The organism is Mesorhizobium sp. M0045 (assembly GCF_040323385.1).
GTDB lineage: Bacteria > Pseudomonadota > Alphaproteobacteria > Rhizobiales > Rhizobiaceae > Mesorhizobium.
This window is the reverse complement of the sequence record NZ_JAMYUY010000007.1, coordinates 234,564-257,942: the sequence shown is the minus strand read 5'-3', so window position 1 is coordinate 257,942 and position 23,379 is coordinate 234,564. Positions and strand designations below refer to the sequence as shown.

At 59.7% G+C, this 23,379-nt stretch carries 22 protein-coding genes; 5 read left to right on the top strand and 17 right to left on the bottom strand.

Going from position 1 to position 23,379, the window contains the following annotated elements; translation table 11 throughout:
- Nucleotides 1-142 precede the first annotated feature (142 nt).
- Nucleotides 143-625, top strand: coding sequence for a class I SAM-dependent methyltransferase (locus tag NKJ72_RS14675; RefSeq protein WP_352477750.1), 483 nt, complete (start codon nucleotides 143-145; stop codon nucleotides 623-625).
- Nucleotides 626-692: 67 nt separating this feature from the next.
- Here NKJ72_RS14675 and NKJ72_RS14670 read toward each other — a convergent pair whose 3' ends face one another.
- Nucleotides 693-1,586 carry a hypothetical protein gene (locus tag NKJ72_RS14670; RefSeq protein WP_352477730.1) on the bottom strand — a complete coding sequence of 298 codons (894 nt, stop codon included), beginning with the start codon at nucleotides 1,584-1,586 and terminating at the stop codon, nucleotides 693-695.
- 76 nt (nucleotides 1,587-1,662) lie between these two features.
- Nucleotides 1,663-1,908, bottom strand: coding sequence for a DUF982 domain-containing protein (locus tag NKJ72_RS14665; protein WP_352477729.1), 246 nt, complete (start codon nucleotides 1,906-1,908; stop codon nucleotides 1,663-1,665).
- Nucleotides 1,909-2,082: 174 nt separating this feature from the next.
- Between NKJ72_RS14665 and NKJ72_RS14660 the strand changes: the two genes are divergently transcribed.
- On the top strand, nucleotides 2,083-2,952 hold the full coding sequence (locus tag NKJ72_RS14660) for a hypothetical protein (protein WP_352477728.1): 870 nt from the start codon (nucleotides 2,083-2,085) through the stop codon (nucleotides 2,950-2,952).
- Nucleotides 2,953-3,223: 271 nt separating this feature from the next.
- On the opposite strand, the gene NKJ72_RS14655 is transcribed toward NKJ72_RS14660, so the two are convergent.
- A complete protein-coding gene (locus tag NKJ72_RS14655; protein WP_352477726.1) occupies nucleotides 3,224-3,967 on the bottom strand; it encodes a hypothetical protein in 744 nt (247 codons plus the stop codon).
- Nucleotides 3,968-4,165: 198 nt separating this feature from the next.
- Here NKJ72_RS14655 and NKJ72_RS14650 point away from each other — a divergent pair, with 198 nt between their 5' ends.
- The 3 genes from NKJ72_RS14650 (at nucleotide 4,166) to NKJ72_RS14640 (ending at nucleotide 6,968) form a co-directional block, all read left to right on the top strand.
- On the top strand, nucleotides 4,166-4,786 hold the full coding sequence (locus NKJ72_RS14650; protein ID WP_352477724.1) for a recombinase family protein: 621 nt from the start codon (nucleotides 4,166-4,168) through the stop codon (nucleotides 4,784-4,786).
- Between the two features lie 107 nt (nucleotides 4,787-4,893).
- Entirely contained in the window at nucleotides 4,894-6,141 is a 1,248-nt protein-coding gene (locus NKJ72_RS14645; protein WP_352477723.1) for a hypothetical protein, read from the top strand.
- 107 nt (nucleotides 6,142-6,248) lie between these two features.
- Nucleotides 6,249-6,968, top strand: a complete 720-nt coding sequence (locus NKJ72_RS14640) for a hypothetical protein (protein ID WP_352477721.1) — start codon at nucleotides 6,249-6,251, stop codon at nucleotides 6,966-6,968.
- A 72-nt stretch (nucleotides 6,969-7,040) separates the two neighbouring features.
- Here NKJ72_RS14640 and NKJ72_RS14635 read toward each other — a convergent pair whose 3' ends face one another.
- From NKJ72_RS14635 to NKJ72_RS14570, 14 genes are all read right to left on the bottom strand, one after another.
- Nucleotides 7,041-7,958 carry a hypothetical protein gene (locus NKJ72_RS14635; protein WP_352477720.1) on the bottom strand — a complete coding sequence of 306 codons (918 nt, stop codon included), beginning with the start codon at nucleotides 7,956-7,958 and terminating at the stop codon, nucleotides 7,041-7,043.
- 37 nt (nucleotides 7,959-7,995) lie between these two features.
- On the bottom strand, nucleotides 7,996-9,471 hold the full coding sequence (locus NKJ72_RS14630; protein WP_352477718.1) for a restriction endonuclease subunit S: 1,476 nt from the start codon (nucleotides 9,469-9,471) through the stop codon (nucleotides 7,996-7,998).
- Complete coding sequence (locus tag NKJ72_RS14625; RefSeq protein ID WP_352477717.1) at nucleotides 9,468-10,934, bottom strand: class I SAM-dependent DNA methyltransferase; 1,467 nt, start codon at nucleotides 10,932-10,934, stop codon at nucleotides 9,468-9,470. Before NKJ72_RS14625 ends, NKJ72_RS14630 begins: the two co-directional genes overlap by 4 nt.
- The gene (locus tag NKJ72_RS14620) at nucleotides 10,931-11,578 is read right to left on the bottom strand and encodes a hypothetical protein (protein WP_352477716.1); all 648 of its coding nucleotides are present in this window, start codon (nucleotides 11,576-11,578) and stop codon (nucleotides 10,931-10,933) included. The genes NKJ72_RS14625 and NKJ72_RS14620 overlap by 4 nt, the downstream gene beginning before the upstream one ends.
- Nucleotides 11,575-15,075, bottom strand: a complete 3,501-nt coding sequence (gene hsdR / locus NKJ72_RS14615) for a type I restriction-modification system endonuclease (RefSeq protein ID WP_352477714.1) — start codon at nucleotides 15,073-15,075, stop codon at nucleotides 11,575-11,577. Before hsdR ends, NKJ72_RS14620 begins: the two co-directional genes overlap by 4 nt.
- Nucleotides 15,076-15,470: 395 nt before the next feature.
- A complete protein-coding gene (locus NKJ72_RS14610) occupies nucleotides 15,471-16,073 on the bottom strand; it encodes an IS630 family transposase (RefSeq protein ID WP_352477713.1) in 603 nt (200 codons plus the stop codon).
- Between the two features lie 82 nt (nucleotides 16,074-16,155).
- Complete coding sequence (locus NKJ72_RS14605) at nucleotides 16,156-16,524, bottom strand: response regulator transcription factor (RefSeq protein WP_254818283.1); 369 nt, start codon at nucleotides 16,522-16,524, stop codon at nucleotides 16,156-16,158.
- 114 nt (nucleotides 16,525-16,638) lie between these two features.
- Complete coding sequence (locus NKJ72_RS14600) at nucleotides 16,639-17,277, bottom strand: response regulator transcription factor (protein WP_254818282.1); 639 nt, start codon at nucleotides 17,275-17,277, stop codon at nucleotides 16,639-16,641.
- Nucleotides 17,278-17,291: 14 nt separating this feature from the next.
- On the bottom strand, nucleotides 17,292-19,169 hold the full coding sequence (locus NKJ72_RS14595) for a PAS domain-containing sensor histidine kinase (protein ID WP_352477711.1): 1,878 nt from the start codon (nucleotides 19,167-19,169) through the stop codon (nucleotides 17,292-17,294).
- 410 nt (nucleotides 19,170-19,579) lie between these two features.
- On the bottom strand, nucleotides 19,580-20,356 hold the full coding sequence (locus NKJ72_RS14590; RefSeq protein ID WP_352477710.1) for an alpha/beta fold hydrolase: 777 nt from the start codon (nucleotides 20,354-20,356) through the stop codon (nucleotides 19,580-19,582).
- 27 nt (nucleotides 20,357-20,383) lie between these two features.
- Nucleotides 20,384-21,283 carry an oxidoreductase gene (locus tag NKJ72_RS14585; protein WP_352477708.1) on the bottom strand — a complete coding sequence of 300 codons (900 nt, stop codon included), beginning with the start codon at nucleotides 21,281-21,283 and terminating at the stop codon, nucleotides 20,384-20,386.
- A gap of 53 nt (nucleotides 21,284-21,336) precedes the next feature.
- Nucleotides 21,337-21,840: a cytochrome P460 family protein gene (locus tag NKJ72_RS14580; RefSeq protein ID WP_352477748.1), complete on the bottom strand. Its 504-nt coding sequence runs from the start codon at nucleotides 21,838-21,840 to the stop codon at nucleotides 21,337-21,339.
- 25 nt (nucleotides 21,841-21,865) lie between these two features.
- Nucleotides 21,866-22,897, bottom strand: coding sequence for an alpha/beta fold hydrolase (locus tag NKJ72_RS14575; RefSeq protein ID WP_352477707.1), 1,032 nt, complete (start codon nucleotides 22,895-22,897; stop codon nucleotides 21,866-21,868).
- Nucleotides 22,898-22,944: 47 nt separating this feature from the next.
- Entirely contained in the window at nucleotides 22,945-23,361 is a 417-nt protein-coding gene (locus NKJ72_RS14570) for an organic hydroperoxide resistance protein (protein ID WP_352477705.1), read from the bottom strand.
- Between the last annotated feature and the right edge of the window lie 18 nt (nucleotides 23,362-23,379).

Sequence of the window (23,379 nt, the reverse complement as noted above, 5' to 3'; positions counted from 1 at the left end):
CGCAGAGCCAGATCGAGGAACTCATGCCCTGGCGATTCCGAAAAGCGTCAAGCCCAAATCCGTAGGGGATCAGCGACGCGCTTACGCCCGATTCCCCTCCGACCTGGATCTATCGCCATACGTCCGAAGCTGCCTCAGACGCTTGCCAAAGCCCTACGGGCTCGATGTACTAGATGTCCCTTCTGGATTTGGCAGGCATTCATTGTTCTTGGCCGCTCAAGGTAATCAGGTCGTGGCGGCTGATATAGATCAACACAGACTCGACCAGTTGATGGCAAGCTGGCGAACCTTGATGCCAGGCCAAGGGAATTTGCAGGCAGTTTTGGTCGACGCCGAACAGTCTTTGCCGTTCTCCCGGGAGGCTTTCGATCTCGTGCTTGTTATTCATTATGTTTCCGACAGGGTCATTGAGGCGGTCTGCCCTCTGATACGCACAGGTGGATTTCTCATATACGAGACGTTCGGTGCACACGGTCTAAATCGGAGGAATCTACCGATTGCGGGGCAAACGGCGAATAGAGTTTCGGGATTTGAGGTGCTGGATTTGAGAGAGAGACCAGTTCGCACTGCTGCCGGAGAGATAGTTACAGTCAAGATGCTGGCGCGAAAGTTAGCAGCTACTTAGCTTCCCTTCGGAAGGCGGGGCTCAACCCTCGTCAAGGCCAGACAAGTTTATGCGGGACCGGCTGTACTCACAACACGAAGTTCAAGATTGGTGAGATTGCCAACCTTTCTTTCGATTTCGGACAAGTAATCGAGGGTATCCCGTAAGATTGAGCGTTTGCCGAGTGTATTATCTCATCGTCTCGGTGAACCGCCATTGCGCCAAACGTTCCACCGCCCTCAGACTGCTCTTGAATTTTGCTGAGCGCCCAACTCATCGGTTGCTTAGCATTACGAACGGCCTTCGCGATTTCAGTGCGAAACTTGGATTGAATTTCACCGATCGCGCGCATGTACTGTCTCACGTGTGGATTGATTTCGATCTTGTCTAAAGCCGCAATCTCAGCAACGAACGCCTTCTTAATCTTTGGGTCCTCCACCAACCGCGCTGCAGAGATAAAAGGGTCTGTCCAATAGTGAGCCCGGTGCTTGATTTCATCGCCTTTCGATGTCCATGTCCGCCCAAGAGTGTGTCCGTGAACGCCGAAGCCTCTGTGCTGAACATGGTTCCGAAGCGCTTCCATCAAGCGGTATGAGAACGAACCGTCGTAACAAGCGTGGATGAATGCCTTGAGATTCTCGGCAGCGTCCGGCGCGTCTGCTGCAAAAAAGCCTGCCAAAGACCCTATTTGATCTAAGTACGCCTTACATGATGAGAGGAAATTTGCGAGACGTTGATGCGTTCTGCTTGAAATTGCCCAGAACTCAGTATTGTCTAGCATTTCATAGAGCATACTTTTTAGCGCTGTTTCTTGTAGGTGACGCTCAAAATCTTCGTAGTTGTAAACGCAGACGAGAAACAGTTCTTCGGCGTCAATTGCTTTAACGACGAGATCAATTGAGTTAGAAATTCCCTCGAATTGGCTCCTTGTTATGGGAATGTCCACCCGGCCATCGACGGCCGAGATAATGCTGTATTTCATCCGGTTATCCCCCCTGCTTCCGGGCTACGGCTACTCTCGGCGACCTTGTCAGCGGCCTTACGCAATGTCACGACTCCTAGGGGGCACCTAGCAACATCCCCTCCTCCTTGGCAGCCGCCTCGAAGGCCTTTCGGGCCTCCTCGGGGGTCGCCCGGTCCTCGACAGCCTCGATGCACACATGCACAGCCTTCCGCCACTTCGGTCCCCTCTTGGTCCACTTCATGAGTTCCTCGGCGGCACCCTCGACATTGTTGCAGCCGTAGGTGACCCCAGGTCGGTCGGTCCTGACGTACACCGGAGGGGAGAACCAATGGGTTGCCATTAGGGGAAACTAATCGTCTCCAGCCTATTTGGAAGGACTCCCCTCGGCAGGCTGTGGTCGATTTGAAATCAGGTGGGGAAAAGTAAAGATCGCAGGTGTAATGGCTGGCCCCAAAGTTGAAGAGCAGCCGAAGTACACCTACGGTACGACACTTGGGTTGGGCGGATGGGGCAGATGGGTGTTGTAAACAAAGAAATACCACTCGGCTCCTACACGGTCTCGGTTGAGAGCGTGAGGAAGATTTACAGGGGGCTCCAGCGGGTCGTCACCGAGGAGGCTGATCTAGTCCTGTCAAAATGGGAACTCTTGCAGGATCAGACCAAGGAGCAGTTTGAAGCCCGCAAGAAGGACGTTCGAGAGAAAGCGTTCAAAGTCACCGTGAACATCTTTCGCGAGGATGGATCGCACACGTATGGCGAGAGCGAGGAAATCATTGATCTCTCGGGCGAAGCTTCCTTCGTCAATAGAATTTTCATGACAAATCGGACTGCCTTCAATTCCGTCGCGAACAACGATCCGGCGAACTCTTTCGACCTGACCCTTGATTTCTCTCAGCCCCCACTGTTGAACAACGTAGTATCGGGCTCCACCCCGAACTTCAGCAACTTGACCATTGGCAGCGCCCGCGAGGGCTGGCTTGCAGGCATCGAGAAGGTTGTTTTGAACCACCTCGACAAACGCCATCGGCTTAGGTCCAGATTTCACGGACCGTTTGTCTATGACCACGGAGTGGTCGTGTTTGGATTGCCGTTCGGCTTTTATGTCTGCTTGATGGCGTCCGACCTCGTGGACAGGTGGGCGGCCAACAACCAGATTCTGAAGAGCGCCGCGTATGTCTACATCGTCGTGGCAAGCCTCTGGGTCTACCGGGTCCTGTTCGGCTACACGAAATGGGCATTCCCTCTTGCCGAATTGAGAGAACAGCGCAGCCGACCCAAGATCCACAGGCGGTTCTGGTGGGGGCTGGTCGGTCTCTTGGTGGGAAAGGTGTTCTGGGACTTCTTTGACCCGTACCTCTCTATCTCGCACTGGTTAGCCCGGTAGGTCTGTAGCCAGGTCGAAATAATTAGTAGAAATTTCTGAGCGGGGGATCGGATAACTGGCTCGCGCGAAGACCCCCCGTGCCCCCTTCGGCCCCATCACACGCCAGCCCAGGAAATCCTTGAGAGCCTCGCTTATTCTGCGTTGGGTGCCCGTTTGCGGCCGAACTGCGCGTTGCACTCTCGCCAGAACGAACGTGGTTCGGGGCAGTCCCGGCCATAGTCTCATTAAGTGTAGTTCAAGGCCGTGGAACCGATTCGCCAATGCGCCCGAGTTACCACTTTGGCTCCGGCTGATAGGCCATTTGCGAAACCACTTTCGTTGCGTCGCCACGCCCTCGATACTTCCCGATCAAGGCTCTCTCGTCTTCCTCCGAGACCGAACTAACGCGGTAGAGGTTCCACATTTTGTCCTTCGTTGGCGAGAGACGGTATGTCCTGCCATTGGCGCGGCAATACCAATGAGGAGATTTCTGGAGCTGCGTCCACTTGCAGTCAGCGCCTGACAGGAGCCGCTGTTCGCGAGCCATTCGGTCCTTTTCACGCCATTTCTTATGCCGTTCCTCTTGCTCTACCCGAAGCCGCTCCTCTTCCCGTTCTACGTGGTCTCTGAGTACGCCGATGATAGCAGGAAGCTCGGTACCCTCGTCCCTTTCCCTCTCGTAGAGCGCGAGACACCCAGGGCGAAGCTCCTCCTTTGGGTAAGAGAAGTATTCCTCGTCCTCGAACGCTCTCAGGCGCTGGCTGACATCTGTCGCCGTAACCTGTGGCCCCGGCATCTCGTTGATGAAATCGCGCAAAGCATCGACTGGTATCCAACAACCCAGGGCAGACTTGAGAAGGACCTCTCGTTGCCCGTCCCACTTCCTCCAAATCGAGTTGCCCCGATCGATGCTCTTAACGATCTCCTGAGCCAATCTGACCAGCGAATAGGGGTCGCGGATGTGGCGCAGGGATGGGCTCTTCACATATGCAAAGAGGAGTTCCTTAACACCCGAAATGCGTTCGTCGTCTCTCATTGCATCCATCCTCCTCGGGCACGGTGCTTCGAGTAAGCCCTTGCCGTGTCAATGATTTGAACAGCCCCATTCAAGAAGTCTCTTTTGGGTATGCTCCAGCGGTACCAGCCAAACCGGCCCCAAAAGATAATTGTTGACCACCTATAATGAACCGTTTAATGGAAACCATCTTAACTGAACCGCAGAGGGTTTCCGAACATGTCTTTCATCAGGGCGTATCTCCGCGCATCGACCAAGGAACAGGACGCGGGTCGCGCAAGGGAAGACCTTGAACGATTTGCCAAAGAGCGTGGGCTGGCAGTGGCGGCCTGGTATGAGGAGAACGAGAGCGGAGCAACGTTGAAACGCCCTGAGCTGGATCGGCTCATGCGCGATTGTCATCCCCAAGACGTGCTGTTGGTGGAGCAAGTTGACCGTCTTTCGCGGTTGAACGAGGCCGATTGGGAGAAGCTGAGAGCCGACCTGAAGGCGAAGCAGGTGCGCGTCGTGGCGCTGGACTTGCCGACATCCTGGCAGGCTGTCAGCGATGCAGGTGACGAGTTCTCCCGGCGCATGGCCGAGGCGATCAATAGCATGATGCTGGACATGCTCGCCGCCATTGCCCGCAAGGACTACACCGACCGCAAAAGGAGGCAGGTCCAAGGGATCGAGAAGGCTAAGGCCGACGGACGTATGCGGGGCCGGCAGGAAGACGCGAAACGGAACGCCGCCATCTTGGCGATGCTGAAGACCGGCGCAAGCTGGAATCAGATTGTCGATGTAATGGGCTGCTCCCGGGCGACCGTGGCGAAGCTGGCAAAGCGGGACAGGGCAGCGTAGCGAGGAGCGCAGTCGCGACACCTTGCCTCCTTATCGCTGTTCATGTGCCCGCGTATGCGGGGTGGCTATTTTGAAGAGTTTTGCAGATGGACCAGACTACGCCGACGGTGATCGAACTCGATGATGAAGAGGAAGAGCGCGACAGTCCCTTCAACGCCTATCGGTTCGCCGCATCGCAGAACACCAAGGCTATCGTCCAGGAATCGATCGGGCTGCTCCTGAACTGCGAGGCCCATTTCGGGCTCAGGACGAACAAGCGCCGAAACCGGGATCAGGAAACGTTCGACCTGACGGTTGACGCCGTTCTGTCGGACCTCATGCACCATCACGTCGCCGAGCATCCTGGCGACATCTATGTAACGCGCTCCAACCGCGTTCTCGGCACAAAGAGCCGCTATCGGCCAGAGATGGCCTATGTCGAACAGCAGATCGCTGCGCCGGTAGAAGGGGCTCCAAGGGCGACGGTCATCCGGCCCGGTCCCCGGCTTCTTGATCGGATGGCTGAGCATAGGGTCGGCACCGATGACCTCGACGAACACTCGCACGGCGAGACCATTGTCCTGAAGCGCGTCAAGGATCGCGAGGACTACTGGGACGAGGGCGGATTAGAGGAGTACGACGATACGCCAGACACGGAGCGGCACCGGGCTGAACTCGACGAGATCAACCATTGGATCGCGAACGCCGATCTGCGGTTCGACTCGGAGGGCCTTCCATGGCCGAGGACGCAGTTCAGCATCCGTGACCGACGGCTCCGGCGTATCTTCACTCAGTCCCGTTTCGACAGTGGTGGCCGGCTATTTGGCGGCTTCTGGCAAAGCCTCCGCAAGCATGAACGCCGACAGGGACTATGGATCAGCGGCGAGCGAGCCGTGGAACTCGACTACGGCCAGGTCGGACCGCGCATCCTCTACGGCATGGCGGGATGCAAGCCACCCTACCAGGACCTCTACGACATCTGGGGCTACGGCTTGAATCGGCCCGGCATCAAGAAGGTCATGAGCGCCATGATCTTCGCATCAGACACGTTGAACCGATTCCCGAAGGGAACGCGCCGGCTGTTCTCTCGGAGCTACAAGGTTGGTGATGTGGTCGAGGCAATCGAGGCGAAGCACCCCTTGATCAGGAACCACTTCCATCGTGGTCTCGGGCACGATGCCCAGTTCATCGAAAGCCAGATCATGATTGAGGTGCTGTTGACCCTGAAAGGCAGAGGCGTTGTGGCACTGCCGATCCACGACGCCGTGATAGTCCCAGTCTCTGCTGTCTCCATTGCCAAGGGAGTCATGCTCGACACCTTTCATCGACATGCCCATGTGGAAGGCACTGTAACAGAGGAAGCCTTCAGGGAATGACTCTAGGAGGGGATGTTCTCTTGATCTCTCTCTCCCTGATCTCCCCCAGGTAAACCCTTTCCCTGCCTTCCGGGGAAACCCACAGCTCACCATAGAGGGACTCGAGATTGAGCACGAATTGGATCAGCAAGCGCGACCGCAAGAACGAGGTCAAACAGCGTGCCGCCGAGCCGAGCAGCATGTTCTCGCGCTGTCGTGTCGTGGGATGCGGCAAGCCCGCTCGTGCTGGAACTGACGATGGTCTTGATATGCGCTTTTGTCGTCAACACGCCGATCACTATTCTCGCCACGGCAGCCCTTACCGGCGCTCCTTCACCGCGAAGGAACTCGCGCCGTATCGCAAGGCAGCCAATGCGTGGCTGGAGGCGCACGCCGAGGACCAGTGGGTGCGCAATGCCGTCGACCGCGTGGAGACGCTCTATCGGGCCGCAGGGCCTTACATTGAGGCATTCCGGTTGCGGGGTCTGTCGCCGGAAGAGCGGGCAAGAGCCGCATGGGCAAGGCTGCGCAAGGCGAAGATAGAGGCCCCCCGCATCGTGGCTGCTTGGATTGCCGTGGAGTTGGCAATTGCGGCCGATCCGCAGGCGGACCGTAAGCCGGAATACAAACGCGTCCAGGCGGCCAAGCTCATTCACAAAATGGCGTCGGGAAGCCACAAGCGGTGGGAAACCGGACCGGGAGGAGTGCGGGAACTGCATGTCTATCCGCGGTCACGTGGACGGGTTTTGCGGTACCTCGGCGAGGACATTGAAGAGGCGACCGCGCTGCTTATGCAACACCTTGCCAACGCTGGCGATCTGACGACGCGGCATACGGCGATCCGATGAACGACGAGGTCGATCTGCTGGCCAATGAAGCTGCAGGTAGGTCATGTTGCGTAGCTGATCTGGTGCCCGGGCTCACGTGCGCAGAATTTCAATGAGCCTCCGAAACTCGGCGTCTTGGCTGCTGTTCTTCCAACGGTTTACGAACTTGCAAACGATCTGCAGGTTATCCTTCTCGTAGTGCCCATCGCTGTCGATCCGGTCGAGCGAACACAACATCTCGTGGTCGTCTTCGTCGCCATCGTATTGCAGTGGCAGATCGGTGATTGCGCATAGCCCTTCTTGGTCAGCCAGCAGAGCTTCAAGGAAGGGCGTCAGCTCGTTCTCAGGAATCAGCAGGTCCTTGTTCTTGACCGTCTTCAACACCTGTTGGCCGTTCGAGAAATTGACCGTGCCTTTCACCGTCGCGGCCATTCGCCAGATTGCCTTTTGTCGCGAATTGAAAGTCGTGCCCGGGTTCTTCCGACGACGAGCGACCTTTGCCACCCATTCCGGCCGCAAGTGCCACGGAGACAGATCGCCGCCATCTATTAGCGCTAGCGCGTACTCTGCATTGTCCGGCCTCAATTGCTGGAGCGTGCCTTCGGTGAAGAGAAATTCCTGCGCCTTCGGGTGCAAGCCGCTCCATTCCAAGCGGTTGCCCAAACGGTTCTTGTTTGCCCATGGATCGCAGAGCTTGTGGCAGATGATCACGTCGCGGCGATCACCAACCGTTTCCTTGAAAGGCTCGAAGGTCGCCGGATCGGGGCGCGATGTCGTCCACCAGAGCTGATCTTTCTCCCGGTGTATCCAGATGTCGCCTTCGCTCTCGACGAGGTCATCAGGTTGAACCAGCGAGAGGCGACGGAGCGTGTGGGCGTTTTGCCAGCCGCCGTCTTGTGCAGTCTCATCCGGTTCAGAATGTAACTTTCGCGGTCTCCCGCCTCCCAGTACCCTTGGACCGCCACATCGTTCATCGTCGCAATGGTGCCTCGGGCCAGACAATCGGGCCAAGCATAGTTCTCGCGTCCGAAATTGGCGATAAACACCTTCATGCGTCCGCCTTAGCGCGTCGACCCCGCCTCGCCTTCGGTGCCGCTCCGCGCTCAGCCCTGATCCGCTGCAGCAGCGCGCTGGCGGGTTCGTCGGCAGGGTCTTGCGGCACGAGTTCGCCCCGGAAGGCTTTGGCGAGCACGGACTGGTCGAGGCGGTCGATCAGGCTGCGGGCGCTGGTTGCCTCGGACGCAAGGCGGTCGATCCATTTGAAGGCTGACTGGATGCGGCGCAGAAGTTCTTCCTGCTCGGGACCTGGCATCACTGGCACGCCCAGCTGTCTCAGTTTCGTCCCGTTCACATTTGCCTGTCCAACCTGCTGGTTCACGACGCTGGCAACCCATTCTCGTCCGATTGCCGAGTTGATGTAAGCGCTTAGCAAATGCGGCCTTATCCCGCATGTCTTGATGCGTATCAGGTACGAGGCGAATGATACCTGTTCCAATTCACCGAGGTAGACAGCCGTCTTGCCAACGAGTTCAGGGCTGTTGGTACGATTGAACAAAACGTCTCCCGGGTCCAAGAGAAGATCAGGGAACTCGCCATGGTCAGACGGCAGGTACTTGAGCGAAGACAGGTCAATCTCGCCATTCTGGAGGTTTCCCATTCGCAGGACGGCAACGCCGGCATCGGCCTCCGCGGTCTTTGCGGATGACCCATACTGGATCAAGAATGACAGCTGATCGACCGAAGCCCACAGCCATCCTGTTGGCAAATCTAGGTCAGGTTTCCAATCAATGTCCGCCGCTGAGACGTAACGTCTCCGCTTCCCATCTGATTGCCACGCCGCACTGCGCAGCTCCTCAAGGCTCTCAATTGAGACGCCACTAGCGAACGATCTCGCCCGCCACTCCCGCGTCAAATCTCCCCGGAACGCCGCCGCGAGCACGGCCTGTTTGTACTTCTCGACGAGACGGGGGATGTGGTCGAGGTGGTCGCGGGCGTGTTTGGATTTGCCGGTGAGACTGTCGATCTTCGCCACGATCCGCCCTTGCTGGCGTATTGGAACCAAGGGCAGCCTCGCGGCTTCGATGTCAGCGGTACGGAGATGCGGCTGGGCAGAACCTCGTTGATTGAGGCCCACCCAATCTAGAAATTCCGTCGAGCGTAGGAACCGCTCAATGAAATCGGGATCGAAATCCGGCTTTGGCCGCAACGCAAGCATGGCCGAGTTTATCCGAACCACATCGAAAGGGATGTCGTCCTTATAGATAGCGGTGTTGCCCAACGTGCCGCGAATGGTGACGACGATGTCGTTTCGGCACAGAGTACCGCCACCCAACTTGCTATGGCGTTCTTTATCTATGAAGGCGAGTTCAGCGAAATCGAAATAGCCCTGCCTGACATTCTTCGTATTGAGAAAAAGGCAGTGACCAGACGATGTCTGTGCGTCCCGGTCAGGATAGTTCTTCCCACGGTCGCCGTTGATGAGATTGACCGCCTCACCAAGTGCTATCGTTCCAGTCGCATTCATTCTGCCGCCTCGGCGATGGCAGCCGCTTCGTCGACCGTGTCGGGCTCCAGTTCTTCCGATAGCGCCTCGATCTCCTCCAGCGCTGCCTTGAGGTGGCCGATGATGGCGGCAGCGATGTCTTCCGGTTCTGTTAGCGCCTCCTCGGCCTCCGCCTCGGTGTCGCGCAGCCATGCGATGTCGAGATTGTCGTTGCGGGCGGCGACCGCTTCTCGGCTGAACCATTTCCAGCGACCATCGTCACCCTGTTCCTTGCGCTCCCACCCGCCATTCGGATCCGTACCGTAGGCCGCCTCGAACTCGGCGAAGTCTGTGACTGTCAGCGGGCGGGTTTTGCCGAAGGCGGGCATGTTGGCCCGCATGTCATAGACCCAGACAGCCTTTGTGTTGGCCTTATCGGTCTTGCCGCGCCGGAGGAACAGCACATTGGTCTTAACGCCTTGGGCATAAAAGATGCCGGTCGGCAGGCGCAGGATCGTGTGCAGGTGGCAGAGGTCCATCAGCCAAGTCCGCAGCCGCCGCCCGGTGTTGTCCTCGAACAACACGTTGTCGGGCACTACCACAGCAGCACGTCCGCCGGGCTTCAGGGCGCGGACAACGTGCTCGACAAAGGCAAGCTGCTTGTTCGATGTATCAGCCGTCACCGAGAAGTCGGAGCGAGTGGGGCGACCGCCTCCCTTCTTGGTGCCAAACGGTGGATTTGTCAGGACGAGATCGGCCTTCGGCAGCGCCTCGCCGTCCGGCGACAGCGTGTCAATGTTGTCCACGCCGCCCTCAATGCCGTGTAGCAGAAGGTTCATCATGCAAAGCCGATGTGTATCGGGGACAAGCTCAGCTCCGACGAAGGCATTGTGGCGCTGGAAGAAGGCTTGTGCCTCCGTCAGCTTATAGAAATCGTCGGTGTGGTCTTTGATGTAGCGGTCGGATGCGACGAGAAAGCCGGCTGTACCGGCGGCGGGGTCTTGCACCGTCTCGCCCGGTTGTGGCTGCATCAGGCGAACGATGCTGTCGATGAGTGGGCGTGGTGTGAAATATTGGCCCGCGCCGGATTTCTTGTCAGAGGCGTTCTTTTCCAGCAGACCCTCATAGAGGTTGCCTAGCCCCTCCTCACGGGCGGAGAACCAGTCCAGCTGGTCAATATTGGATGTCAGTGCCTTGAGATTGGTCGGCTTTCGCAGCCGGGTCTGCGCATCGACGAAAATGGCGCGGACCAGCCCGTCTTTCGCCTTGCCAAGGTCGAGCAGCATCGTCTTGTAGTAGTCAAGCTGCTCCATGCCCTCGCGCTTAGCGAGAATGCCCCATCGATAGCCATCCGGCAAACGGTTCTCTCGCTTCGTCTCCCCCAGCATCTTAAGGAACAGCAGGTAGGTCAGTTCGGTCACATACTCGTTGTAAGTCACGCCGTCGTCGCGCAGGACGTTGCAGAGGCCCCAGAGCTTGGCGACGATATCGGTGGTGCTGGTCATTTTTCCCGCTCAACGTGTTGTTTGTTCAGGACTGCGTTGGACTTGAGGAACTTGATCAGAGCCTTTTCGACGCTGTTGCAGAGCTTCTCATCTTTGATTTCGATGTATGCCCCATTATTGACGATGGGTCGCTTAAACCAGAATTTTTCATAATGCTCCTTTACGCGAACTCGTATCGTCCGAGTTCCAGTGGCAGCCTTACCCACATAAACTGGGCGGTCGGTGATGTCGTAGAAGACATAGACACCCGGAACATCGGGAAGCAGGGTTTCGTCATGCGGGTCGAAGTCGGTTAAGTCGCCCATTCCTGCAATCGCTGCTTCTTCAGGTTTGGCGTCCGTTTTGGGCTGCGAACCGAGGGCGGTTTCGAGCTTCTCGCGGGTACGCTGTTGCGGGTTTTTACTGCGCCCTGAAAGGATGTTATAGATAGCCGGCGGAGAGACGCCTGATGCGTCGGCCAATTCCCAGACTTGCCAGTGTTTCACTTCCAGAGCGCCGCGAAGCCAATCTCCGTACTCATTCTCGAACACCTCGGGATCAGTCTCAGCGGAAGGCGGATTAGCGTCGCGCTTTTTTGGAGCTGCCTCCTCTGTGATCTCTGCGGTCTTTCGTGGTCTTGTCTCTGTATGCGCACGTTCTTTCACCCAACCCTCCCCCACATCTCTTCATTTATTCCGGCAAGGATGCTCTCGAGCTCCCCGCCGAACACCTTGTTGAGCCGATTGAACCCTCCATCGGCGATGAACGGTTCCTTGTCGATGGCCTCGCGGTCGACTACAACTTCTTTTTCAATCTGCTCGCCGATGCGCTTCAGCCAGCGTTTCTGCGGTTCGGACCACTGGCGGCTCGCCATGATGGTACGCATGGCGCCTCGCACTCGATCTCCATATGGCGTAAGCGGATCGCCAATGGCGGCCTGACGAACGAAGCCGATGATCGAGGCAGCGATTTCCTCGTTCCTTGCATCCGACCACGCGCGCCGCAGGTTGGCCTCGGAATAGCCCTTGCGGTCGAGCGCAAGGCGAAGCTCCTTGAGATCGGCGCGGGTGAGATCGCGGGGGCGCGTAACAACCACCTTCAGAGCGGCGATGGTGTTGATGTTGTCGCGTACGAAGGCGGAGAAGCCGTCAAGGAAGTCTTCGGGTTTCTGTGCTTCCCCGTAGCCGCGCGTCACCGCAACGACCTCATCGGGATGGTGCGAGATCGGCACAAGGCGTGGGTTCTCCCCATCCCCTTCCCAGTCAAGGATTGGACCGATGGCTGAGCGATCCTTCAGCCAGGCCCCAAGCGCTAAGGCATCCCCAGCAAGCAGACGCTGCAGCATCGCTTCTGGTGTCTCGCCCGCTACGGCCTCGAACCGCTGCCGCGCCTCTTTGGGCAGTCTCTTCAGGCGGCGGCGCAGTTTCACTGCAAGCTGCGCGCGGATTGTGTCCCGCTGAGCATCGTCGGTCGCCTCTACCATCTCGCGGACAAGCTGCTCGAAGCTGATCGAGGGATTCACCACGACCGGCTTCATGTCGGTCAGGTTCTGCAGATGCGGATAAAGGTCCACGGCGTCGAAGATGCGAAAGACCTCCTTGCCGATCTCGTCGCAGCCGCGGGTCGCCCGCCCGATCATCTGCTCGTAGAGGATGCGGCTGTTCACACGGCGCAGGAAGACGAGATTGGTGATCTTCGGAACGTCGATGCCGGTGGTGAGCAGATCGACCGTCACCACGATCTTCGGATTGGCGTCGTTTCGGAACGAGCGGATGAGGTTCTGCACCCTATCCACGCTACCGGTGATCTTCTTCACAGCCGCGTCGTCGATCTCGCCATAGGCTTCGGAGAACGCCTTCTTGATGGCGTTGACCACTATGTCGGCGTGGGCGTCGGTGGCGGCAAAGATCAGCGTCTTGCCGGGAAGCGCAGGGTCGATGTGTTTCGCCAGTTCCTGGGCTACCACGCGATTGAACTCCGGCGTAATCACCTGCCTGTTGAACTGATCGACCTCGAAGCGGATTTCGTCGGGTGCGTGGGCAAGATCGATCTCGCCGGTCTGGGTGTTCAGAAGGTCAAGCTGCTCGTCCTTCTCGAACTTGATCCCTGCCCGCGCCAACGCGGTCTCAATGCGGATCGGTGGTTCATGGTCAATCAGGTAACCGTCGATCACAGCCTCGCGGTAGGAGTACCGGAAGATCGGTTCGCCAAAGATGTCGGTCGTGTGTAGCGCAGGCGTTGCCGTCAGGCCGATCTTCACCGCGTCGAAGTATTCCAGCACACGCCGGTATTTCGAGATGTAGTCGTCCTGGCCCCGGAAGCTCAATTCGGCATCCGACATCTCGCGGTCGAGAAGGTAGCCGCGATGGCATTCGTCGATCACCATCAGATCGTACTGATCGACAGGGGGGGCCTCGGACGTGTCAGCTGCGAACAAAACTCGCTTGACCAGGCCCTGGATGGTGCAGATGTGAACCTTGGTTTCCAGTTCGGGCGCGACGTCCTCCAGGCCCTTCAGGCCGAAGATTTCGGCGAAGGTCTTGCCTGACACAACCTTGGTGGTGGAGAACTCGCCTCCGGTCTGGTGACCGAGCGCGCTGCGGTCGACGACGAAACAGATGCGGCGGAAGCGTTTGGCCGACAGCAGCCGATAGAGGAGCGCAATGGCGAGCTTGGTCTTGCCGGTGCCGGTCGCCATCGCCACCAACATGGACCGCTGTTCGGCTGAGAGCGCGGTTTCAACCGCCCGGATGGCTCCTTCCTGATAGGGGCGGAGCGGGAAGCCGAACTCGAACGGCTGGGCCTTCAGCGCGGCGGTGGCCGCGTCATGATCGACTTCAAGCTGGCCAGCCAATCCCTCCGGCGTCGGCCAGTCCACCAATGCACGGCGATGATTGGCGCTGCGGCGTGTGTCGCGGAACCAGATGCCGCTCTCGGTTTCGATCTGCTTCAGATAGGATCGCCCATTGGCGGCGAACACGAACGGCACGCGATGTTCGTCCCATGGACCGCCAGCCGTCACGAAGTCCGACGAGGGCTCGATCCCAGGCGAATAGCGTTCGGCCTGATCGATGGCCGCCGAGACGTTCTTGCGTCGCCGTTTGGCCTCCACCACGCCGATCAGCATGGTGCCGACGAAGAGCGCATAGTCGGCTGGACCGTTGGCAGTCGGCCATTCGCCAATCGCCATGTTGCGGCCCTTGGCCGGTCGGACACCTACGCTGTGACGCAATGTCTTTGTGTCGGCCTCCCAGCCGCGATCCCGAAGCTGCTGGTCGATCAGGGCGCGGGTTTCGCCCTCGTCGAGATCGAGCTTGGTTGCGGCTTCCTCGCCGCGCTCAACCAGTTCCAGCACGTCGGCACGCGGTGCAGCTTCAGCCTCGGCCTGCAGACCGGCAAGCTTGGCCGCAAACGCTGCTTTCTCGGCTTCGGTCTCGTGGTCGAAAGCCTGCCACGGAGTGGCTGCCTCGCTGAACCCGTAATGTGACGGACCCGACGCTGCGACACGCAGGCTGGCGAGCTTCGCCGATAGCGCTGATTTCTCGGCTTCACTCTCTTGAGCAAGTTGCTCCCACGTCGCCCGTTCCCGGGCCTCGCGCTTGAGCCGCTCTTCCAGCGTTTCACGAACGTGGATTTGCTCTGCCGTCTCACGACGAGCAACAGCGACAGCGTCCTCGCTCTCGGCGACCTTACGGCGCAGTGCCTCGATCTCTTCCCGTAGCGGCGCGGTGGCGTCGACAGGCTCTGGCGGAGGCACGAAAGGCCCAGGATTGAAGTTGGACTGCCTGCCATAAGTTCGGTGGAACCAAACACCCAGGGAGCGTCCAAACTTCAGCGCGGTCAGCGCGTTGGCATGGTTGCCCTCCGCCTCATGCACTGCCGTGTTGCCTGTCTTGCGCAATGCGTGGAAGAGGTCCGCGACTTCCTTCGGGATGATGCGCTCGTACGAAAGCCGGCGCAGCGTCTGCTCGAACGTCTCGCGTTCGTCTCGATAGGCGGCATGGCGCGCGGCGATCAACTTGGCCATCAGTTCGGCGAACTGGCGCAGCTTGACGATGGCGGTGGAGGGATCGTCGCGGAAATAGCGTTCGGCCTGCCCGCCGAGCGTTACCAGCTTGGCGTCATGGATGCTCAGAAAGCCGAAATTTGCAGTGCCGCCCATCATCCCCCCGGCACACGGTTGCATATTTTGCTTAAGGGATCATGCAGAATTTGGAACTTGCCTATGGTCGACTGAATGCCTGAGGACCCGCAGAGGCTTGACTGAGAGATACACCGCTGCTACCCCTTGAGATACACCAAGGCGGTAGATGCTTTGTGGAAGCGGTCGCGACAAACGATTGGAAATAAGCGCTTTTCTGGCCTTTTTGCACCCGGTTCGATTTGCCGAATTTGTCCGGCCCGGGGAGCCACCGCATCTTCTACGCTATGGCGCGATATTGCGCGCCAGCGCGCGTTCCCTGCGCTACGATCCGCTCCACTTGTGCTAGAATGGCGGCAAACAGCGGAGAGGCCGATCGAAGTCAGCGGTAAGCTGGCGTAGCGCCCTACCCTCGCCTAGGCTTGCAAGGCCCTCATCACAGATTCGGCGGCGATGAAGGTCTGCGTCTTCCAATGTCCGAACGGTGCCTTTGAACGCAGCCGTTGGCCCTTCAGGCAGCGACGGCGCAGGCGCGTCATCTTCGTAGTGGTTCCGGTCTCGTCGATAAACACCAGCCGATGTGGCTCAAGCCGCATCCGCGGCTGGCGTTTGGCCCGCCACTGCTGGCGCGCCTTGCTGATGTCGGGTCGATCTTGCTCGCTGGCCAGCAGCGTTTTTTTGAAGCGGTAGCCGTTCCTGATGAGCCAACGTGAGATCGAGGCCGGAGCCACTTGGACGCCTGTAGCAGTAACCAGCTCGGCGGCAAGCTCCGGCATGGTGATGTCGTCCTTCTCGGCCACACAACCAATCAGGAACGCACGATGCGGGTCGAGCTTGGAATGGCGGCGGCCTCCGCTCGGCTTGGGCACCAGGCTCTCGGTCTTTCGATAGTTCCTCATCAGGATCACGACGAACGAAACCGATACCCCAAAATGTGCCGCCGCCGCACGCCGCGAATGGCCAGCCTCGACAAACCGCACAACGCGTTCACGCAAATCGAGCGAATAGGGCTTGGGCATGGCAAATCACCTCCTTAAGGAAGTGAATCACAAACCCGACGTTAGCGGAATCCTTCGCGATTCAACCTGAATGTCCGACGCTCTAGTCTCGAGGAAGTAGTTCCAGGCAGCTTGTAATCGCATCAGCTTCAACTGGTTTCTCCAGAAACGCACGGGCGCCTGCAGCCATCACCTTGTTTCGCGTCGCCTCGTTTGGGAAAGCCGTCATGAAGATCATCGGAAAAATCCGGCCTCTTGCTATCAGCTCCGCCTGAAGTTCGTCGCCCGACATTCCGGGCATCTGGATGTCAGTGATCATGCAGCCAGGATCGTCGGCAATTTTATCGTCAAGAAATTCGAGCGCCGACGCATAGCCACACACTTCATAGCCGAGAGATCTGAGCAGGCTGGCGAGCGAGCTTCGCACTCCGTCATCGTCATCGACGATCGCAATCTTGGGAATCTTGAGCATAATCAAAGGCGTTCATGCCGCTCGATTGCAGCAGGTCATCTCCACAGAGCCACCCGTCATCCATGAGGCACATTGGCCCGAAAGGAAATCATACGGAGGTTTGCACCACGCCGGTCAGCGACCTGAAATACCCAGCGCCTCTGCCTTGCGAACAAGGTCCGCGAGCGTGCGGACGCCCATCTTGCGCATGACATTGCCGCGATGGATCTTCACCGTGATTTCCGAAAGCCCGATCACGCCCGCCACCTGCTTGTTCATCAGGCCGGCGACGACATGACCCATCACCTCGCGCTCGCGCGGCGTCAACGTTTCATATTCCGCTCGCAGGCGATCGCTCTCCGTGCGCTCGACCCTCCTGACCCGATCCCGCTCGATCGCGCTTGTTACCGCGTCCAGCATGTCCTGGTCGCGAAACGGCTTTGACAGGAAATCGACGGCGCCGGCTTTCATGGCTCGGACCGTCATCGGAATATCGCCGTGACCGGTCATGAAGACCACCGGCAGTTCGATTCCCTGTTTCGTCATCTGCGACTGGAAGTCCAGGCCGCTGACGCCCGGCAGACGGACATCGAGGATGATGCAGCCCGGCGACTGGGGAAGGCTGGCTTGAATCATCTCGGCCGGACTGCCGAACAAGTAGGTCGACATCCCGACCGAACGGAACAGGCTGTCGAGTGCGTCGCGCACGCCCGGGTCGTCGTCGACGACGACAACAAAGGGAGATGGTCCTGTCGGAGACGAAGCAACTTTCATGGAAGTAGCCCTGTTCATGCGGTCGCGCTTGCATCGACGGAGGGTAGGGTCACGCGGAACGTCGCGCCCTGCCGCGGCAGGCTCTCAACTGTCATTCGCCCGCCATGCGCCTCAATCGTTGTCTTGCATATGGCAAGGCCCATTCCCATGCCGTCCTGCTTGGTCGTGAAAAACGGTTCGAACAATCGCTGAAGATGCTCATTCGGTATTCCCGGCCCGGTGTCCTGCACGATGATCTCGATGTCGTCCACCTCGGTTTTGGCGGCGGTTATGAACTGCATGCGCGCGCCGTCCTGCCCGGCCATGGCGTGCGCCGCATTGATCATGAGGTTGACCAGGACTTGCTGCAGCTGAACGCGGTCACCGCGTATGTTGGGAAGGTGAGGCTGCAGGTCGATCCTGAGCTGTATGTTGGCCTTCGCAATCTCACGCTGGACGAGCGCCACGGCGTCTTCCACCAATGCGGACAAGGCCAGTTCGTCTCGATGTGACGGCGCCTTCTTCAGGAAAGCCCTGATGCGCTTCACGATGTCGCTTGCCCTTCGCCCCTCGGCGACAGCGCGCCCGAGCGCGAACTCCACCTCGTTGAGCTCGGGCGGATCGCGGCGGAGCCAGCGCATCCCTGCCTCGCCGTTCGTCACCACCGCCATGAGCGGCTGGCTGACCTCGTGCGCAATCGACGCGGTCAGCTCACCGAGGGTGGCGACGCGCGCGGCGTGGGCGAGTTCGGCCTGTGCCTGCTGGATAGCGTCCTGGGCGCGCTTACGGTCCGTGATGTCCATTACGTATACCAGAGCCTTGTCGCCGTCGTCAGGTGAAGAGGGAAAGGTGATGGTGAACAGCACAGGGACGGCCTTCCCGTCGCTCGAGACCATCTCCGTCTCCCCCTCATAGAAGGCGTCACCGCGCGCAAACGCAACGAGCGCGCCCGGGAAAGTCGTATCGGCCGCGCCCAGGACATCGTCCAGCGTGTTCAGGAACTGCGTGCGATCATCCACTGAAAGCATGGACAGGAGCGCTGCATTGACGTCCACGATTCTGATGAGCCGTCTGGCGCGCGTGTAGAAGTCCGGGTTGGCGGCGAGATGGTCGGCAATCGAGGTCCCTTCCTGCGCTACGTTGGCAAGCTCGGCTTGGACTGCGCTCCAGTCTTCTTCGATGACGCCGATCCGGCTTGTATCGAACATGCGCCTGTAGCGCCGCTCACTCCTGACCAGTGCTGCATGAGCTGTCTGGCGCTCCGTTATGTCGGTGTGCGTTTCCAGGACGCCAACGCCGTTTCCGTGGCGGTCCCGCTGTATCGCCCAGCGGCTGTCCAGCACGAGCCGCGCACCGGTTCGCGTCTGATGCTCCAAGATCCCCTCCCATCGCCCGCTTTTGAGCAATGCAGCTTCAACCACCGCCCGGTCGGCAGGGTATTTCGTACCGAGCAGTTCGTCCGCCACCCGACCGATCGCCTCGGCTGCGGTCCAGCCATAGACCTCCGCGGCAGCGTCGTTCCAAAAGGTGATGACACCGCGGATGTCGCGAACGAAGATCATGTCGTGCGAGAGGTTCAGCAAGCGAGCCTGCGCAGCCAGGGTTTCCGTGGCGGCCTGACTCTGGAGCGCCAGCGCGGTGGCGATGGCGATGGCCGCAAGGCTTACGGCCGCGCGTAAAGCGGGAGATCCGAAGCTCTCCATGCCGTGGGAAATGACATAGGCCAGCACCGTCAGTACGATGGCGCCAGCAGCGGCGACCAATACGTCCGCTCGCCGCGAGGTGCGGGCCGCAATGAGTACGACGAGCACGTAGAGTACCGCGATCGCTCCCTCGAGCGGCGACAGCACGTCGAACAGGAAGATGCCAAGCGCAAGGAGGACTGCCGCCAAGCGGTAGACGCTGTTGCTCATGCTATGTCTCGGTTTAGTGAACCGAAGTCGCTTGGCAAACCTGGGGAGCCGAGCGCCGAGATGGCCCGGCGTACTGCAGATGAGCAAAACAGCCGACCATCCGGCCACGGGCGTTCACCGGCTCGGCCGGCTGGAAGGTCTTATCGCAAAGGGGCCGCATTCCTCGAAATCCCTCCAGGTCATATCACCGCCTTCTGACAGCCCATTTTCGGGCAGGTAGAATGGCAATTCAACCGAAAAGACCGAGCCATCGTTCTCGACCGACTGGCCACAGATCGGATGGGGGGAGCAGGTCGGCGGTCTGACGCACGATTGTCAGACCGAGACCCAGCCAGTCGATCGGCCGTCTGGCCGCCCCACCCGACGGCGACGCTACCCGCTTCCGGTGATCGGCCTCATGAAGCTCGGCTTCACGGCGCTGTCTCGCCTGCGGCTTGCTCGATCAACTCCGCCACAGCCGCAGGGTGCGACACCATCACGACATGGGACGCGCCCTTGACGGAGACGGTTTTGCGCGCATGAGCCCGTTCAGCCATGAACTCGGAGGCCCGTGGCGGAATGTTCTTGTCGGCATCGCCGTAGATGAACCAGCTGGGTATGGCTTTCCAGGCCGCATTGGCCTGGCGTTCGTTGAGAGCGGCTTCGGTGATCGGGCGTTGCGTTGCCGCCATCAGCTTCGCTTCGCCGACCGGGACGTCGGCTGCAAACTGGTCGTGAAACTTGTCCTGCTGGATGTACAGATCCGAGCCGCCTTCGGACAATGCGACTGGCTTGGCGAGCGTCGGGCCAAGCGAACTGCCGGGAAACTTGCCGGAAAGCTCCACGGCGGTTTCGCCGACCTCCGGTGCGAACGCGGCAACGTAGACCAACGCCTTCACATTTTTCTGGCCGGCGGCGGCTTCACTGATCACCGAGCCTCCGTATGAATGGCCGACGAGTACGACAGGAGCCTCGATGCTGGAAGCAAGAGAGGCTATATAGCCGCCGTCTTTCTTGACGCCACGCAAAGGGTTGGCCGCGGCCACGACGGAGTAGCCGTCCTTCTCGAGGATAGCGACAACGCCGTTCCAACTCGACGCATCCGCAAACGCGCCATGCACCAGAACGACAGTCGGCTTTCCGGATTGCGCCTGTGCGCTGCCCAAAGTGGCGGCAATGATGGCCAACCCTGCCAGTAAGGTTTTCATTGTGTGGTCCTTTCGTGTTGGAGATAATTAGACAGCGGAGTTCAGAGCGAGGAAAGGCGGCGACGCAGGCCGAGAGCCCGACCGGTCGTCCGTTTCGTCGCGAGGGAAGTCGGTCGACTGGCTTAGTTCCCGCCACCGTTCCAGCTCTTCCAGCCTTCTGAGATCCGCCTGCACGAGAATCTTCAGGGCATCGCTTCCCACTGGCAGTCGGAATGGAGGATCATCCATTGCCGCTATCTTCAGGATGGCCTGGGCCACGCGAGCCGGGTCGCCCGGTTGCCGACCGTCATAATTGCGCTGCATGCGGGCCGTCTCGCCCACCACTCGATCATATTCGGGGCGGCCCTCCTTGAGGGTGGTCGATACACCGGAGAAATCGGTTCGCATGCCGCCGGGCTCGATCACGGTGACTTTCACCCCGACAAGTCCCATTTCGCGGGCGAGGCATTCCGAGAACCCCTCTATGGCCCACTTCGCCGACGAATAGGGTGCGCGTCCAGGAGCCCCGATACGCCCTCCCACGGACGAAAACTGGATGATGTGCCCGCTGCGCTGCTCGCGCATGATGGGGATAGCGGCCTTGGTCACGATGATGGTGCCGAACAGGTTTGTCTCGATCTGCCTCCGAAAATCCTCCAGTGCAGTGTCCTCTACCGAATTGACGTTTCCATACCCGGCGTTGTTGACCAGCACGTCGAGCCCTCCGAACGTGTCGACGGCAAGCCTCACCGCAGCCTCGGCGGCGTTCGGATCGGTTACATCCAAGGGGAAGGTCCTGACCGATTCACCGAAGCGTGCGCCCAGGTCGGATATCTGTTCGGGATTGCGGGCCGTTGCGATAACCTTATGCCCGGCCTCGAGGACTGCTTGGGCAAGCGCGCGGCCCGTTCCTCTCGAAGTCCCAGTGATAAGCCATCTCTGCGTCATTTGTTGTCCCTTTCCATTTTCGCCGCCAAGCGCGCTGCACCAAACGCGAGTGGCTATGGTGCGTAGCGCGTGAAGACGTAGTCGTGGTTTTGGACGCGGGCCTCGTGGCAGGCGAAACATGTCTCGTGCTGCGCTAGGTCGACCGGCTTGCCATCAATGAAACGGCCGAAACCCCAGCCGCCACTCGCCGCGTATTTCTTCGAATCCTTGACCATCACCTGCACGGTCGTTGGCGCTCCCGGCACGGATGCCGATTCGAACTCTGCCGACTGGGTTCGCTTCCAGGCCAGCTTCACGAGAACGCTGCCATCGGGGAACGGCAGCGTGCCTTTCCTGTAGGCGTCCAGTGCGACCGCGTTTCCGACGACCGCACGGAGTTCGTTCAGCGGGTCGCCTTCCAGCGCGGGCGCGACCAGCTCCCATTTTCGGTATCCATCCGGAATTGTCACCCCGTAGATCGGGGATGCCTGCGAAGGCTCTTGGGCGCCGGCCCTGTCAATCGCCACGCATGTGATCGCAAGAGCCGCGGACAAGGCTGCGACGGCTGCAATGGCCATATATCGTTTCATCACGCTTCTCCCCTCAGAAGCCGTCTACGTCGACGATGGCCTTGGCGAACGCCTCCGGCGCTTCCTGCGGCAGGTCGTGGCCAATGCCGCCCGACACAAGCCGATGCTCGTACTTGCCCGAGAACTTGCCGGCATAGTTGGCCGGATCGGGATGCGGCGCGCCGTTGGCGTCACCTTCCATGGTGATGGTTGGAACGCCGATCACGGGCGCCTTGGCGAGCTTTTCCTCCATCTCGTCATAGCGACGTTCGCCGTCGGCAAGGCCGAGCCGCCAGCGGTAATTATGGATGACGATGTCGACGTGATCGGGATTGCGAAAGGCCGCGGCGCTCCTGGCGAAGGTCGCGTCATCGAAGCTCCAGCGCGGCGACGCGAGTCGCCATATCAGCTTGGCGAAATCATCAGTGTTCTTCGCATAGCCGGTGCGTCCCCGATCCGTGGCGAAGTAGAACTGGTACCACCATTGCAACTCGGCCTGCGGCGGAAGCGGCGCCTTGTTGGCCGCCTGGCTGCCGATCAGATAGCCACTGACCGAAACCATCGCCTTGCAACGCTGCGGCCAGAGAGCCGCAACCACATTTGCGGTGCGCGCTCCCCAGTCATAGCCGCCCAGGATCGCCTTCTCGATACCGAGCGCGTCCATGAAGTCGACGAGATCCAAGCCGAGCGCGGCTTGCTGCCCGTTGCGAAAAGTAGCGTCCGAACGGAAGCGGGTCGTCCCGTATCCGCGAAGATGCGGGACGAGGACACGGTAGCCAGCGCCGGCAAGAAGAGATGCTACGTCGACATAGCTATGGATGTCGTAGGGCCAGCCGTGCAGCAGAATGACGGCGGGGCCGTCCGCAGGACCTTGTTCCGCATAGCCGACAGAGAGCAGGCCGGCATCGACCTGCTTCAGGGCGGCAAACGCGGCCTTTGGCGATGTAGCTTGCGACATTGCCGGTCGCACCGCCACCAGCTGCGCCATGGCCACGGCTGCGGCCCCGACCGCCAGGAGGCGACGGCGATCGAGGTCGATAAATTCAGGGTTGGTTCCGGTCTGCATTGGTGGCTCCAGTCGAGTCGGGATGAAGGGATTGGCGGCGGTGCGCGTTAGGCCAGAGTGATGGCCACTTTGATGTTGCCGCGCGTAGCTTTCGAATAGGGACAAGTCCGATGCGCGGCATCGACAATCGCCCGCGCTACGTCAGGATTCAGGCCGGGAAGGCTCACATCGAGGCGCGCGCTGAGGAAGAAGCCGTCGTCGCCGGAGTTCAGGTCGACCTCCGCGTCGATCGCGGTTTCGGCGGGCAAAACTACTTGCATCTTGCGCGCGGCGATCGCCATGGCGCCTTCAAAGCAGGCCGACCAGCCAGCCGCGAAGAGCTGCTCCGGATTGGTGCCTTCGCCGGGGCCGCCAGGCGTGGAAAGCCTGACATCAAGCCTGCCGTCGGAACTGCGCGAGAAGCCACCGCGGCCACCGGTGGTATGGACCCGGCCGGTGTAGAGCCGCTTCGGTTGTGTGATCATCGTTTGAATCCCTTCCAT

Excerpts from the sequence above, each read along its gene's own strand:
- NKJ72_RS14600 (WP_254818282.1), bottom strand. The coding sequence starts at position 17,277 with ATGAAAGTTGCTTCGTCTCCGACAGGACCATCTCCCTTTGTTGTCGTC.
- NKJ72_RS14580 (WP_352477748.1), bottom strand. The coding sequence starts at position 21,840 with ATGGCCATTGCAGCCGTCGCAGCCTTGTCCGCGGCTCTTGCGATCACA.
- NKJ72_RS14655 (WP_352477726.1), bottom strand. The coding sequence starts at position 3,967 with ATGAGAGACGACGAACGCATTTCGGGTGTTAAGGAACTCCTCTTTGCA.
- hsdR (WP_352477714.1), bottom strand. The coding sequence starts at position 15,075 with ATGGGCGGCACTGCAAATTTCGGCTTTCTGAGCATCCATGACGCCAAG.
- NKJ72_RS14590 (WP_352477710.1), bottom strand. The coding sequence starts at position 20,356 with ATGAAAACCTTACTGGCAGGGTTGGCCATCATTGCCGCCACTTTGGGC.
- NKJ72_RS14605 (WP_254818283.1), bottom strand. The coding sequence starts at position 16,524 with ATGCTCAAGATTCCCAAGATTGCGATCGTCGATGACGATGACGGAGTG.
- NKJ72_RS14595 (WP_352477711.1), bottom strand. The coding sequence starts at position 19,169 with ATGAGCAACAGCGTCTACCGCTTGGCGGCAGTCCTCCTTGCGCTTGGC.
- NKJ72_RS14610 (WP_352477713.1), bottom strand. The coding sequence starts at position 16,073 with ATGCCCAAGCCCTATTCGCTCGATTTGCGTGAACGCGTTGTGCGGTTT.
- NKJ72_RS14630 (WP_352477718.1), bottom strand. The coding sequence starts at position 9,471 with ATGAATGCGACTGGAACGATAGCACTTGGTGAGGCGGTCAATCTCATC.
- NKJ72_RS14670 (WP_352477730.1), bottom strand. The coding sequence starts at position 1,586 with ATGAAATACAGCATTATCTCGGCCGTCGATGGCCGGGTGGACATTCCC.
- NKJ72_RS14625 (WP_352477717.1), bottom strand. The coding sequence starts at position 10,934 with ATGACCAGCACCACCGATATCGTCGCCAAGCTCTGGGGCCTCTGCAAC.
- NKJ72_RS14660 (WP_352477728.1), top strand. The coding sequence starts at position 2,083 with ATGGGTGTTGTAAACAAAGAAATACCACTCGGCTCCTACACGGTCTCG.
- NKJ72_RS14650 (WP_352477724.1), top strand. The coding sequence starts at position 4,166 with ATGTCTTTCATCAGGGCGTATCTCCGCGCATCGACCAAGGAACAGGAC.
- NKJ72_RS14665 (WP_352477729.1), bottom strand. The coding sequence starts at position 1,908 with ATGGCAACCCATTGGTTCTCCCCTCCGGTGTACGTCAGGACCGACCGA.
- NKJ72_RS14575 (WP_352477707.1), bottom strand. The coding sequence starts at position 22,897 with ATGCAGACCGGAACCAACCCTGAATTTATCGACCTCGATCGCCGTCGC.
- NKJ72_RS14585 (WP_352477708.1), bottom strand. The coding sequence starts at position 21,283 with ATGACGCAGAGATGGCTTATCACTGGGACTTCGAGAGGAACGGGCCGC.
- NKJ72_RS14570 (WP_352477705.1), bottom strand. The coding sequence starts at position 23,361 with ATGATCACACAACCGAAGCGGCTCTACACCGGCCGGGTCCATACCACC.